We start from the raw sequence: 13,497 nt of genomic DNA, 5'->3' as shown, positions 1-13,497 counted from the left end.
TTGCAACAAAAGATGTCCGGTTGGTACCCGCCGTTCCCCGCCCTGCCGGGCGGTTAACCTTTTGGGCACGTTCCGCATACAGTGAGGTAAAACCAAAAGAAAGCTGCACAGTGAAAGGGTGGATGGAGCATGAACAAGCCGCGAATCGCCGCAGCGGTGGCAGCGGTGCTGGCCGCAGTCCTTCTGCTGAGCGGCTGCGGAGCGAAGGACGGGAAGATCAACATCGGGGAAGTGACCCGTTCGGTATTTTACGCCCCGCAGTATGTTGCTTTGGAGAAAGGCTTTTTTAAGGATGAAGGGCTGGATGTGGAGCTGCAGACGACGGCAGGCGGAGATAAAACGATGACGGCCTTGCTGGCCGGGCAGATCAACGTGGCGCTGGTCGGTGCGGAAACGTCGATTTACGTTTATCAGCAGGGCGCGGAGGATCCGGTCATCAATTTTGCGGGGTTGACCCAAACGGACGGCACTTTCCTGGTGGCCCGCGAAGATAAAGGAGCTTTTGACTGGAATCAGCTGAAGGGCAGCGTATTCCTGGGGCAGCGCAAAGGCGGCATGCCGCAGATGGCTGGAGAATTTACCCTGAAAAAACACGGCATCGATCCCCACGGCGATCTGGAGCTGATCCAGAACATCGATTTTGCCAACATTACGGCCGCATTTGCTTCAGGCACGGGCCAATACGTGCAGCTGTTTGAGCCGCAGGCGTCGATTTTTGAAAAAGAAGGCAGAGGTCATGTGGTCGCCTCCTTCGGAACGGAAAGCGGGAAGCTGCCTTATACCGTGTTTATGGCGAAGCAAAGCTACATCAAAGACAATCCGGAGAAGATCCAGAAGTTTACGGACGCCCTGCAAAAAGCCCAAACCTGGGTGCAGGAGCATTCCCCGGAAGAGATTGCCCAGACCATCGCCCCTTATTTTAAAGATACCGACATGGACATTCTCGCAAGCTCAGTTAAACGTTACAAAGAACAAGGCACTTATGCGGCAAGTCCGGCCATTACCGAAGAGCAGTGGACGAATCTGCAGGACGTGATGGAATCGGCAGGCGAACTGCAGCAGAAAGTGGATATGAACACGCTGGTGGATCCGTCGTTTGCGGAAAAAGCGGCGGAAGAAGCCAAATAAGCGGCATCCGGGAAGGAGCGTGCGCAAGTGACGAAACCAGTCATTGAGCTGCGGGGCATCAGCCACGTCTACGTCAGCGACCGGGAGGCGACGCTGGCCCTGCAGGAGATCGACCTGAAGGTAGAGCCTGGAGAATTCGTAAGTCTTGTAGGGCCAAGCGGATGCGGAAAAACCACGCTTCTCTCCGTGATGGCCGGATTGCTGAAGCCTTCGGCGGGCGAAGTGCTGCAGGACGGAAAACCGCTCCGCAGGGGCAGCAACAAAGCCGGGTACATGCTTCAGCATGATTATTTGTTCCCTTGGCGGACGATTTTGGATAATGCCTTGATCGGCCTGGAGCTGACTCGGCAATTGACCGAGGAAAGGATCCGGAAGGTGAAGGATCTGCTGGATGGCATGGGGCTCGGCGGCACCTGGGATTTGTATCCGAGCCAGCTGTCCGGAGGAATGAGGCAGCGGGTGGCGCTCGTCCGGACCCTGGCGACCGATCCCGAGGTGCTGCTGCTCGATGAGCCGTTTTCGGCGCTGGATTATCAGACGAAACTCCAGTTGGAAGATCTGATCGTGGATACGCTGCGCGAGCGGAAAAAAACGGCTGTGCTGGTCACGCATGATTTAAGCGAAGCCATCGCGGTGAGCGACCGGGTGATCGTGCTGGCCGCCCATCCCGGCCGGATCCGCACGACCTTTGACATTCCACAGGAAATCCGGGAAACGGCTCCGTTTTATGCGCGGGACCAGGAAGGATTTGCGGAGCTTTTTCATCAGGTATGGAAAGAGCTTGAGGCCGGGAAAGAGGAGGTGCAGCCATGAACGCAATGGGACCCGGAGAAAATGGCCGCAGCCCGGGGAACCCCTGGGTGAATGCGGAATTTGTCCGCTATCGGCGCCAGGGCAAACGGGTCACGAGACAGGTCCGCGCGGTGCAGCTTTTTATCCTGCTGGCTTTAATCGGCTTATGGGAGCTCGCGGGCCGGATGCGCTGGATCGACGTGCTGATCTTCAGCTATCCGTCCAAGGTGTTCCATCAGATCGGCAAAGACGCCTGGAGCGGAGAATTGTGGCCGCATATCGGCATGACGGTAACGGAGACCGTCATCGGCTTTTTGCTTGGCACGCTGGTCGGAACCCTGCTTGCGGTGCTGATCTGGTGGTCGCCTTTTTTATCGAGGGTGCTTGATCCCTATATGGTCGTCTTCAACAGCATGCCGAAAGTGGCGCTTGGTCCGATTTTTATCGTCCTGTTTGGAGGCGGCTTTACAGCTATCGTGGCTACGACCCTTTCGATCACGGTTATTACGACTACGCTTGTCGTATATACCAGTTTTAAAGAGACGGACCCCAATTACATTAAGGTCGTCCGCACCTTTGGGGGCAGCAAAAGCGACGTATTCATGAAAGTGATGCTCCCGGCTTCTTTTCCGGCTATCGTGTCTACCTTAAAGGTCAACGTGGGCCTGTCGTGGGTCGGCGTGATCGTCGGCGAATTTCTGGTGGCGAAGATCGGATTGGGCTATTTGATTATCTATGGCTTCCAGGTGTTCAATTTCACGCTTGTTTTTGCAAGCCTGGTCATCATTGCGGTCGTGGCGACGCTGATGTATCAATTGGTGGTTTATCTGGAATCTTTACTAATAAAGAAGCGTTGAGGTTGAATCCATCCTCTTCGCTTTTTTTCTTTTCCTTACGAGTCCGCTCGGGGGCAGCCAAAAGCCATTCCATTCCGTGTCATATGGACAAGCGGCAGCCGGGGATGGAATAATGGAAGTTAGAATGAAGAAAACCGATAAATAGAGAAGGGTAGAAATTACCCGGTATACGGAACGGATAGTTGGAAGGGATTGGAAGAATCATATGGGATTTAGAGTTATCAAAACAGCGATTGCGACACTGCTTGCCATTCTGGTGGCAGACACGGCCGGCATTCCGGGCGCGATGTCCGCGGGTCTGCTCGCCATCCTGGGCGTGGACGTGACCCGGAAAAGGAGCCTGAAGTCGGTTTCGGCGCGTTTTTTCGCATCCGTGGTGGGTCTGGTTTTATGTTTTGTGTTATTCCGGCTGGTGGGGTTTCATATTTGGGCGCTTATTGTTTATATTCTGCTCGGATTTCCGCTCATTGCCAGACTCAACTTCAAGGAAGGCATCGTGACGAGCTCCGTCTGCGTCTTCCGGGTGTACAGCGGGGGAGACGTCAGCTTCCACATGTTCATCGAGCAGATTCTGCTGCTGGTGGTTGGACTGGGTTCGGCGATGCTCGTCAATCTGGTTTATATGCCTAAAGAAGAAAACAAGCTGGACTCCATCCGCCGCGAGGTGAACCAGCTTTTTGCCACGATCTTTAAACATGTGGCCGAAACGCTGCGCAACCCGGAGGACGAATGGGGAGGCGAAGAGCTGATTTTGGCGGAAAAACAAATTTCGAACGGCATGTCCCTCGCGAAAAGGAGTTTGGAAAACCAGGTCATTCATACGGATGAGTCATGGGCCGTATATTTTTATATGCGCAGAGAGCATTTGGACCGGGTGGAGAGCATGATGGAGCTGATCTCCCGGGTTTACAAAAAAATGCCCCAGGCCGAGCTTGCCGCGCGCGTGTTCGACCAGCTCAGCGCAGACGTTCTGGAACCTCATTATACAGGCAAAACGGAACAGCGGCTGCGTCAGCTGGAGGCCGACTTTAAGGATATGGAGCTCCCCGCCACCCGGGAGGAATTTGAAATGCGGGCCGCGATTTTACAGCTGTGCCGCGAGCTGAACGAATATTTGAACATTTCGAAGCGGGATAAGAAACCGGTGAGGGCCGGCAGCAAAAAGGCCGTTTTGGAAGGAAAATAACGAAGGAATAAAAATAGTTGTCACCCTGGGCGACTGTCCTGCATACACATGAATTGAATGATTGTATGGAGGAGGTTCGAAAATGCCATCGAAATATCAAAGTAGAGAGATTATCACGAAGGCGATCTGCGGCAAAGGTCGTAAGTTCTCTACCGTAACACATACCGTGACTCCGCCACAAAATCCGTCAAGTATCCTGGGGGCCTGGATCATCAACCACCAATACGAAGCGGTTGCAGCTGGAGACGGAATTGAAGTTATTGGTACTTACGATGTGAACATCTGGTATTCCTATGACAAAAATTCGCAGACAGCCGTCGCGAAAGAAAAAGTATCCTACGTGGAAAACGTTCCGCTGACCTATCTGGACGGCAGACACCGTTCTTCCACGGTGGAAGTGACGGCCGAAGCTACCCAGGAGCCGAGCACCGTTGAAGCAACCGTGTCCGGCGGGGGCAGCGTTCTGATCCGCGTGGAGCGCGAATTCGCCGTAGAGCTTGTCGCCGAAACCAAACTCAATGTGCTCGTCATACCTGGCGGGGATGACTACGAGGACAAAGACTACGATTTTGGCGGAGACGACGGGGATTACGACGATCTGGACCCTGATCTTCTTGACGAAGATCTGTAAGACGAAACGCGCCCCGCAAGCACTAATAATTGATGTATGTTATGCAGCTGTGACGGCAGCGGAGAGGGCGAATGCCCTCTTTTTTTTGAAGATTTTTTCCGGGAAAAGGAGATGCTCCGATGCGCCTGCAGTCTAATTTGCCGCTTCAAATTTACGTAGGAAACGGGCAGGAACGCGAGCTCTTTGTCCGCCGCCTGAACCAGCTGCTCGCAGGCGCTGGAAACGGCGGAGGGCCTGTGCCGCTTCAGATGCCGGCCGCAGCCCAGGCGGGGGCCTGGCTGGCCATAGGCAGCGAAGCGCTGCCCGCCGGAGCGAAGCCGCTTCGCATGAACGAAGGCGCGGCTTCGTTCGCCGCCCGTTCTGCGGCGGCCTCGGCGCGCCGGCTCAGCCTGGTCGGGCTGCTTCCGGCCGACGGGGCTGTTTCCCGTAGGCCGGCCGGGACGGCTGACGCAGGCGCAGGCGCTTCTGCTTCTGTACGCGTTTTCGCTGGCGCTGCTGCGGACGTTTTCCGCCGCCGCTACGAGGTGACCGTCTTAGGGCTGCGGGCCGTGCATGCAGAGGCCTGCAGCCTGATTCAGGATATCGGGCAGCGCCCTGAGCAGCCGGAGCCGGGAACGCCTCTGTTCCGCAGGCTGGAAAAGACCGCGGCCAAAGCGCTGTACGTTCAAGGCCTCGATTTCGGCCAGGTCACGCTCCAGGTCGGCTGTTCCGGCCTGGAGGTGCTCCGCATTCTGGCGCTGCCGGAGCCGGGGCGGATGGATGCCCTGCGCCCGTTCGCCGAGGCGCTGCTTCAGACGGCGGAGGACTGGCGGCTGGCTGCGGAAGCCGCGCAGGCGGCCCGATTTGATCCGGCAGCCCCAGCTGACCAGCCCGTCCAAGCCGCTGAGGGGGCGGACGGCCCACCGCCCAGCTCCGGGCAGAAACCGTTGCCCGCCGCACAAGCCTATGGCAAACTGCTGCTTGGCATGGATCCGGAGTTTCTGCTGTTTGACCGGGCCGCAGGGAAAATCGTGCCGGCCTCCAGATTTCTGGGCCGCGCCGGCCGCGCCGGCTGCGATTCGGTCTGGATCGCGGGCCGCCGCCGCTTTCCGCTGGCGGAGCTCCGGCCCGACCCGGCCGGCGAGCCGCGTGAAGCCATGCGCCAGCTTATGGTCGCCATGCGCGAGGCTGCGGCGCAGATCGGCTCCGCGCCGCTCGCCTGGCTGGCCGGCGGCCTGCCGCAGCCGGGGCTGCCGCTCGGCGGCCACCTGCACTTCAGCGGCGTGCTGCTGACGCCGCCGCTGCTCCGCGCCCTGGATCGTTATCTGGCGATCCCGGTCGCGATGCTCGAGGACAGCCGCAGCGCGTCCAGACGCCCGCGCTACGGCTGCCTCGGCGATTTCCGCCGGCAAAGCCACGGCGGCTTCGAGTACCGGACGCTGCCCAGCTTCCTGGTGTCACCGGTGGTGGCCAAAGGGGCGGTTGCGCTGGCGCTGCTGGTGGCGTCCGAGTACAAAAACGGCACGCTGCCCGAGGTTCCCCCGGAACCCGCAGCCGCGCTCAAAGCCTTTTACGGGGGCGATCGGGAAGCCCTCCGCCCGTTTGCCCTGCAGGCGCTTGAGGAAGCGGAGTCACTCGGTTCTTTTTCCCGGTTCAAGGCTTATATCGGTCCGCTGTTTGCCGCAATCCGCGAGGGCCGCACCTGGGACGAAAGCGCGGATATCCGCAAAGCCTGGCGGCTTCAAACCTGACCGGCGGGATCCGAGTTTGTTTTCCATTTCTCCCCATATCCGGACGGGGCATCAGCTCGATTTTTCTGATATAATAGAGTTCTATGAAAGGGCATGGGGGTACGTCAAATGGGCAAATATACGCCGATGATTGAACAGTACCTGAGCGTAAAGGAAGAAGCGCGGGATGCGTTTTTGTTTTTCCGCTTGGGCGATTTTTATGAAATGTTTTTTGACGATGCGATTCTGGCGGCCAAGGAACTGGAAATTACGCTGACCGGCCGCGCGGGCGGCGGCGATGAGAAAATCCCGATGTGCGGGGTGCCTTATCATTCGGCCGAAAGTTATATACAAAGACTGATCGAAAAAGGCTACAAGGTCGCGATCTGCGAGCAGGTCGAGGATCCGGCCGAAGCCAAAGGTGTCGTTCGCAGGGAGATCGTGCGCGTGGTTACGCCGGGGACGCTGATGGAAGGCAAAGCCGTCTCGGAGAAAAGCAACAATTACATGGTTGCCGTGACCGAGCTGGACCGGGTGATCGCGATCGCGGCCTGCGATCTTTCGACCGGCGAGCTGCACGTTACGTCTGCGCCAAGCAATAAGGAGTGGCTGAGGGACGAAATCGGCATTTATGCCCCGTCCGAAATTATCGGCGACGCCGAGCTGCTGGAATGGATCAAGGAGCAAAGCGGACCGCTGGGCAAACCCGTGGTTTACACGCCGCGCGCCAAAGCTTCGGATGAAGCGGGACGCAAGCAGTTCGGCGAAGCCGCATGGATCCGTCTGGACGCGGAGCGCCGGGCCTGCGTAGCGATGCTGGTTGCCTACCTGGGTGAAACCCAGAAACGTTCGCTGGGGCAGCTCAGCCGGATTTCGGCCTACGAGCCGGAACAATTTATGATTCTTGATCCGTTTACGCGGCGGAACCTGGAGCTTGTGGAGACGGTGAGAGACCGCTCCAAAAAAGGTTCGCTGCTCCACCTGCTCGACCGGACCGAAACGTCGATGGGCGCACGGCTGCTCAAACGCTGGGTGGACAAACCTTTGCTGTCCCGCAGCCAGGTTGAAGTTCGTCTGGAGGCGGTCGAGGAGCTGCACGGCGCGTTTATGCTGCGTGAGGATTTGAAAGAGAAACTTAAAGGCATTTACGATCTGGAGCGGCTGGTAGGCCGGATCGCGTTTGGAACGGCGAACGGGCGTGATTTGAACGCCTTAAAGCTGTCGCTGCGCCAAATACCGGAGCTGAGGGAGCTTTGTTCGGGTTCCGCCTCTTCCACGCTGTCGCGGATTGCAGGCAGCCTGGATGACTGCGGCGATCTGGCTTCGCTGATCGAAGAAGCGATTGCCGATGAGCCGCCGGTGTCCGTTCGTGACGGGGGCTTGATCCGTCCCGGCTTTAACGCCAAACTGGATGAACTGCGGGAAGCGTCTATCAACGGCAAACGCTGGATCGCCGATCTCGAAGCGGCCGAACGGCAGGCGACTGGCATCAGATCGCTGAAGGTCGGTTATAACAAGGTTTTTGGCTATTACATTGAAATTACGAAATCCAATCTGACCGCATTGCCGGAAGGACGGTATGAACGCAAGCAGACACTGGCCAATGCCGAACGTTTCGTCACTCCGGAGCTGAAGGAGCGGGAATCGCTCATTTTGGAAGCGGAAGACCGCATGCTGGATCTGGAATACGGTTTGTTTACCGAGGTCCGCGACCAGCTCAGCGCCAATATTCAGCGTCTGCAGCGGCTGGCCGAAGCCGTGGCCGAGATCGACGTGCTGCGTTCCTTGGCAGCGGTGAGCGCAGAATCCGGGTTCGTCAGACCGGTGCTGACGGACGGCTATGATTTTATCGTCGAGAACGGGCGCCATCCGGTCGTCGAGACGGTGATGGAAGGGAGCGCCTTTATCGCTAACGGGACAAGCCTGAAGCGGGACGCCAGCATTTTGCTGATTACAGGACCCAATATGGCCGGAAAAAGCACCTACATGCGCCAGGTTGCCCTGATTTCGATCATGGCGCAGATCGGCTGCTTCGTGCCGGCGGCGCGGGCCGAAATTCCGATGGTCGACCGGATTTTTACCCGGATCGGCGCGGCGGACGACCTGATCGGCGGCCAAAGCACCTTTATGGTCGAAATGGCCGACATTCAGGTGATGACCGAGAAAGCAACGGCGCGAAGCCTGATCATTATCGACGAGCTGGGCCGAGGCACCTCGACGACCGAAGGGATTGCCATCGCCCAGGCCGTCATCGAATATGTCCATGATGCCATTGGCTGCAAAGCGCTGGTTTCCACGCATTTTCATGAGTTGGCCCATTTGGAATCCGGCCTGTCCGGTCTCCGCAACTATTCGATGGCGGTTCAGGAAAGCGGAGACAAGGTGCATTTTCTGCGCAAGCTCGTGCCTGGTGCGGCAAGCACCAGCTACGGGATCTATTGCGCCAAGCTGGCCGGTCTGCCGCCGGCGATTACGGACCGGGCGTCCAGCCTGCTCGGCGAACTGGAAACGGCCGCCGTTTTGGTATCCGCGAGCGAGGCAAGCCAGACGCTGCAGGCAAGTAAGCCTGTAAGCGGTTATGAGGATCCCTTGGTTAAAGAATCCTATGTAGCTGACGTGCAGGAAACTCCGGCGCAGCCGGCTTATGAAACCTATGACAACGAAGCCGCGGCAGCTGCCGAAAACGGAATTGTGCAGCTCTCCATGTTCGGCGACGATCAGCCGGAAGCGCGGCAAGCGGGGGTTGCCCCTTCCTCGAAGGAGGAGGCTAAGCTCCGCGGGCTGGTCAAACAGCTCAAGCAGGCGGATATTATGAACATGACGCCGCTGCAGGCGATGGGGCTGCTGAATGAGCTGAAGATGAAGGCCAAAGATCTGTAAGTTTTGCATCTACCCGAAATGACTACCGGAGGTGAACGTTCTTATGGCAAAAATTCAAGTGCTGGATGAACATATCGCGAACCAGATCGCAGCCGGAGAAGTGGTCGAGCGGCCTGCATCCGTCATTAAAGAGCTGATCGAGAATTCCATAGACGCGGGATCGACGAAGGTGGAGATCTCTGTGGATGAAGGCGGGCTGGACAGCATCCGGATTACGGATAACGGCTCGGGCATAGATCCGGAAGATTGCGAGACGGCCTTTTACCGGCATGCGACCAGCAAGCTGAGCAGCAGCCGGGATCTTTACCAGATCCGCACGCTCGGGTTCAGGGGGGAAGCATTGCCAAGTATCGCGGCTGTTTCCAAAGTCAAATTGCTTACGGCAAACAGCGACAGCGGACTCGGCAGGGAGGTCGTGATCGAAGGCGGAACCTTGAAGTCTGCCGAAGACGCCCCGGCTCCGCAGGGAACGGATATTACGGTAAAGGAATTATTTTACAATACTCCGGCAAGGCTGAAATACATGAAGACAATTCAAACCGAGCTAGGCCATATTTCCGATGTGGTTTATCGCCAGGCGCTGGCGCATCCGGAAATCGGATTTGTGCTGCGGCATAACGGCAACCTGCTTCTGCAGACTCAGGGCAACGGGGATCTGCTTCAGGTTATTGCTTCGATTTATGGGAATAACGCGGCAAAAAGCATGCTGAGCATCTCGGCCGAAGACCCGGATTACAAAGTAGCCGGTTATATCGGCCGTCCCGAGTTGACCCGCTCCAACCGGGCGGGCATGTCGACGATCGTGAACGGCCGTTTTATCCGCAATTCGGCTCTCCAGCAGGCCATTATGCGGGCTTACCATACGCTTCTGCCCATCGGCAGGTATCCATTGCTGGTGCTGGAGCTGCAAATGCACCCGTCGCTCGTCGATGTGAACGTGCATCCGGCCAAGCTGGAGGTCCGCTTCAGCAAAGAGGCGGAACTGACCGCGTTTGTGGAAGCGGCTGTAAAGCAGACGCTTTCGCAGGAAGTGCTGATTCCGCAGGTAGTGAATCAGAAGATCAGCCGCGGCGGCAGCAGTTCGGTCATTCAGGAGCAGTTTCATTTCTCCGCGCGTCCGGCGCAGGAGAACGGGGAGACCGGGAGCGGCATGGGAGCGGGGAACCCGGGGAACATGGAAACCTTGGGGACTGCGAAGTCATCGGCGACCACAGGAGCATCGGAGACATCGGGGTTCCCGGCCCAAAGGAATGAAGGAACCCCGCCGCTTTCTCCCGAGCTGTCGGGTGAAGCGGCCCTGGCGGGCCAGCCGGAGCTTGCAGCCGGTTTGTATACGGCGTCCGGTTCCTCTTTTGAGGGGGAGATGGTGCGTGAACGTGAGCGGTCAGCAGGGGCACAGCCTTTGACAAGCCCAGCCCGTTCGGCAAATCCATCCGCACAAACCGCAGCAGTTCCATCCCGGAACGCTGCTTATCCCGGGCAGGGGCGGACTGCTCCCGCCAACAGAAGCGTCCCCGTGCCGGCAGCCGCCGACCGGCTGTATGCGTCCTCCGAGGAAACGGCCGCTCTTCCGGCTTTCCCGGAGCTGACCTACATCGGTCAGCATCACGGCACCTACTTGATCGCCAATAACGATACAGGGCTTTATTTGATCGACCAGCATGCTGCCCATGAACGGGTGAATTACGAATATTATTATGAAAAGTTTGGAGCGCCCGCAGACGCTTCCCAAGAGCTGCTGCTGCCGATAACGATCGAATTTACGCCTTCCGACAGCGCCAAGCTGAAGGAACGGCTGCACTGGTTTGAGCAGGTCGGCGTGGTGCTGGAACATTTCGGCGGGCAGACCTTCCGCGTAGTTTCGCTGCCTTACTGGTTTCCACAGGGCGATGAAGCCGCGCTGGTGGAAGAAATGGCCGAATGGGTGCTGCACGAGCGGACGATCGATCTGGCCAAGCTGAGAGAGAAGTCTTCTATTATGGTCTCATGCAAGGCTTCCATCAAAGCCAATCAGAAGCTGACGGAAAATGAGGCCATCACGCTTTTGAAGCGGCTGGCAGCCTGCCGTCAGCCCTACACCTGTCCGCACGGCCGGCCGATCGTGGTTTCTTTCTCCGGCTATGATCTGGAGAAGCTGTTTAAAAGAGTGATGTAACAAGATAGGCAACCGATTGAGCAACTGAGCGAGTAACTGGAGGGTTATATTTTGATCATTACAACCGGAGAACATGAATCTCCGAAGACGGTGGCGCGCGCCAAGGAGTTGGCTGAGCAGGAAGCGGGAGCCGTTTATGTCCGCAGGGCGGGGCGTTCGCTGGAAGAGCTGAGAACCCGTCATGCGGAGAACGACGTCCTGATCGTTTTGGAAAATGGCGTCAGGCTGGCCGGCAGCTCGGAACGCCCGATGGATTTTCACCCCAGCATGTCTTACGTGCGCGCCAAGCGGGTTTTAAAAGGCGAAAAGGATCTGATGCTGGAGGCCGCGCGTGTCGCTCCGGGCGACGTTATTGTAGACTGCACGGCCGGTCTCGGTTCGGATTCGATGATGTTTGCGGTGGGGGCCGGGGAGACGGGCTCTGTCCTTGCGATGGAAAGCTCTTTTCCGCTTTACATGCTGCTTAAGGAGGGGCTGCGGACCTACCGGGCCAAGGTTGAGGGGTTTAACGAAGCTTTGAAGCGGATCGAAGTCCGCCATACCGATCATCTGGCGGGGCTTAAGGCCCTGCCGGACAACAGCGCGGATGTCGTTTATTTTGATCCGATGTTCCGGGATCCGACGCTGGAGTCCTCTTCGATTTCTCCGCTTAGGGCTTATGCAAACGGGGAACCTTTGTCGCTCGCGGCGATTGCGGAGGCCAGGCGGGTCGCTCGCAAGACGGTTGTCCTGAAAGAAAAAAGGGACAGCGGCGAGTTCGAGCGTCTTGGGTTTGCTTTGCCGGAGCGGAACCGCACTAAAATTACGTACGGAGTGATGCATCTTGACCGCTGAATCAGGCGTACATAAACCTAATCTGCTTGTGCTGGTCGGTCCGACGGCGGTCGGAAAAACGAAGCTCAGCATAGAGCTTGCTAAATCTTTTTCCGGCGAGATCATCTCGGGCGATTCAATGCAGGTTTACCGTGGTATGGATATTGGGACCGCTAAAATTAGCGAGCAAGAAATGGAAGGCGTGCCGCATCATTTGATCAATGTGCTGGAGCCGGACGACGCTTTTTCCGTCGCCCGTTTTCAGGCCGCCTGCGCCGAGCTGATCCCGGCGATTACGACTCGGGGAAACCTGCCTTTTATTGTGGGCGGCACCGGGCTGTATGTGGAATCGGTATGTTATGAATACCGCTTTTCCGAAGCGGAGGCCGATCAGGCGTTCAGAGAGGAGCAGCAGCTTTATGCCGAAGAGCATGGGACGGAAGCCCTGCATGCCCGGTTGGCCGCGGTGGATCCCGAATCTGCGGCAAAGCTGCATGCCAACGACCTGAGGCGCGTCATCCGGGCTTTGGAAATTCATCACCTGACCGGCCAAACCTTGTCCAGCCAGCTTGCGGGCCAGAATAAAACTTCTCCTTACAATTTATGTATGATCGGTTTGACAATGGACCGTCAATTGCTATATAACCGAATTGAGGCCCGGATCGACCTGATGCTTGAGCAAGGCTTGGTTAAAGAAGTACGGTCGCTGCTTGACAAAGGCTATTCGCGCAGTTTAGTGTCCCTGCAGGGGCTCGGGTATAAGGAGATTGCCGAGCACCTTCTGGACGGATTGCCGCTGGAAGAAGCCGTTATCAAATTGAAGCGGGATACCCGGCATTTTGCCAAACGCCAGCTTTCCTGGTTCCGTCACATGAAGGACATCCACTGGATCGACGTGACGCACGGTGAAAACTTTCCGGACCATTTGGCAGAGATCCGTGCTATAATAGCAGGAAAGTTCGGGATTCCTCTTGAATATAACAACAAACACTAATTGAACTATTGGGGGTACGGTAATGAACAAATCCATTAACATCCAAGATACGTTCTTGAACCAATTGCGCAAAGAGAGCATCCCGGTTACCGTCTTTTTGACTAACGGTTTCCAAATCCGTGGCACGGTCAAAGCGTTTGACAACTTTACGATCGTCATCGACAGCGACGGCCGTCAGCAAATGGTGTACAAACACGCGATCTCCACGTTCCAGCCGCAGCGCAACGTTTCGCTGATGCAGGAGCAGGAGGGCTAAACCGCTTTTGAAACTTTTTAATTTCCATAACGTTAATATTATAGCGCCTAGGAATAGAGCAACCTGCCAAGGTTGTTCTTTTCTTTCGGGCAGAAA

11 protein-coding genes are annotated in these 13,497 nt (G+C 57.0%); all 11 read left to right on the top strand.

The window, feature by feature from the left end:
* Window positions 1–129: 129 nt before the first annotated feature.
* The 11 genes from AC3ZPD_RS03965 to hfq all read left to right on the top strand — a co-directional run bounded on the left by AC3ZPD_RS03965 (window position 130) and on the right by hfq (window position 13,401).
* Window positions 130–1,128 (top strand): ABC transporter substrate-binding protein, encoded by a 999-nt coding sequence (locus AC3ZPD_RS03965; protein ID WP_490982973.1) that lies wholly within the window; start codon window positions 130–132, stop codon window positions 1,126–1,128.
* Between the two features lie 27 nt (window positions 1,129–1,155).
* Entirely contained in the window at window positions 1,156–1,941 is a 786-nt protein-coding gene (locus AC3ZPD_RS03960; protein ID WP_490982972.1) for an ABC transporter ATP-binding protein, read from the top strand.
* A complete protein-coding gene (locus AC3ZPD_RS03955) occupies window positions 1,938–2,777 on the top strand; it encodes an ABC transporter permease (protein ID WP_490982971.1) in 840 nt (279 codons plus the stop codon). Before AC3ZPD_RS03960 ends, AC3ZPD_RS03955 begins: the two co-directional genes overlap by 4 nt.
* A 205-nt stretch (window positions 2,778–2,982) precedes the next feature.
* The gene (locus AC3ZPD_RS03950) at window positions 2,983–3,963 is read left to right on the top strand and encodes an aromatic acid exporter family protein (protein ID WP_490982970.1); all 981 of its coding nucleotides are present in this window, start codon (window positions 2,983–2,985) and stop codon (window positions 3,961–3,963) included.
* Window positions 3,964–4,045: 82 nt separating this feature from the next.
* Complete coding sequence (gene cotE, locus AC3ZPD_RS03945) at window positions 4,046–4,594, top strand: outer spore coat protein CotE (RefSeq protein WP_490982969.1); 549 nt, start codon at window positions 4,046–4,048, stop codon at window positions 4,592–4,594.
* 119 nt (window positions 4,595–4,713) lie between these two features.
* Window positions 4,714–6,324, top strand: coding sequence for a putative amidoligase domain-containing protein (locus AC3ZPD_RS03940; protein WP_490982968.1), 1,611 nt, complete (start codon window positions 4,714–4,716; stop codon window positions 6,322–6,324).
* Between the two features lie 108 nt (window positions 6,325–6,432).
* A complete protein-coding gene (mutS, locus tag AC3ZPD_RS03935) occupies window positions 6,433–9,183 on the top strand; it encodes a DNA mismatch repair protein MutS (RefSeq protein WP_490982967.1) in 2,751 nt (916 codons plus the stop codon).
* A 43-nt stretch (window positions 9,184–9,226) separates the two neighbouring features.
* A complete protein-coding gene (mutL, locus tag AC3ZPD_RS03930; RefSeq protein ID WP_490982966.1) occupies window positions 9,227–11,338 on the top strand; it encodes a DNA mismatch repair endonuclease MutL in 2,112 nt (703 codons plus the stop codon).
* Window positions 11,339–11,389: 51 nt separating this feature from the next.
* On the top strand, window positions 11,390–12,172 hold the full coding sequence (locus AC3ZPD_RS03925; protein WP_490982965.1) for a class I SAM-dependent methyltransferase: 783 nt from the start codon (window positions 11,390–11,392) through the stop codon (window positions 12,170–12,172).
* On the top strand, window positions 12,162–13,145 hold the full coding sequence (miaA, locus tag AC3ZPD_RS03920) for a tRNA (adenosine(37)-N6)-dimethylallyltransferase MiaA (RefSeq protein ID WP_490982964.1): 984 nt from the start codon (window positions 12,162–12,164) through the stop codon (window positions 13,143–13,145). The genes AC3ZPD_RS03925 and miaA overlap by 11 nt, the downstream gene beginning before the upstream one ends.
* 22 nt (window positions 13,146–13,167) lie before the next feature.
* A complete protein-coding gene (gene hfq / locus AC3ZPD_RS03915; RefSeq protein ID WP_490982963.1) occupies window positions 13,168–13,401 on the top strand; it encodes an RNA chaperone Hfq in 234 nt (77 codons plus the stop codon).
* The last annotated feature ends 96 nt before the right edge of the window (window positions 13,402–13,497 follow it).

It is taken from the genome of Paenibacillus mobilis, assembly GCF_058267595.1.
The sequence above is the reverse complement of the archived record's forward strand: the minus strand, read 5'-3'. Positions and strand labels throughout refer to the sequence as shown.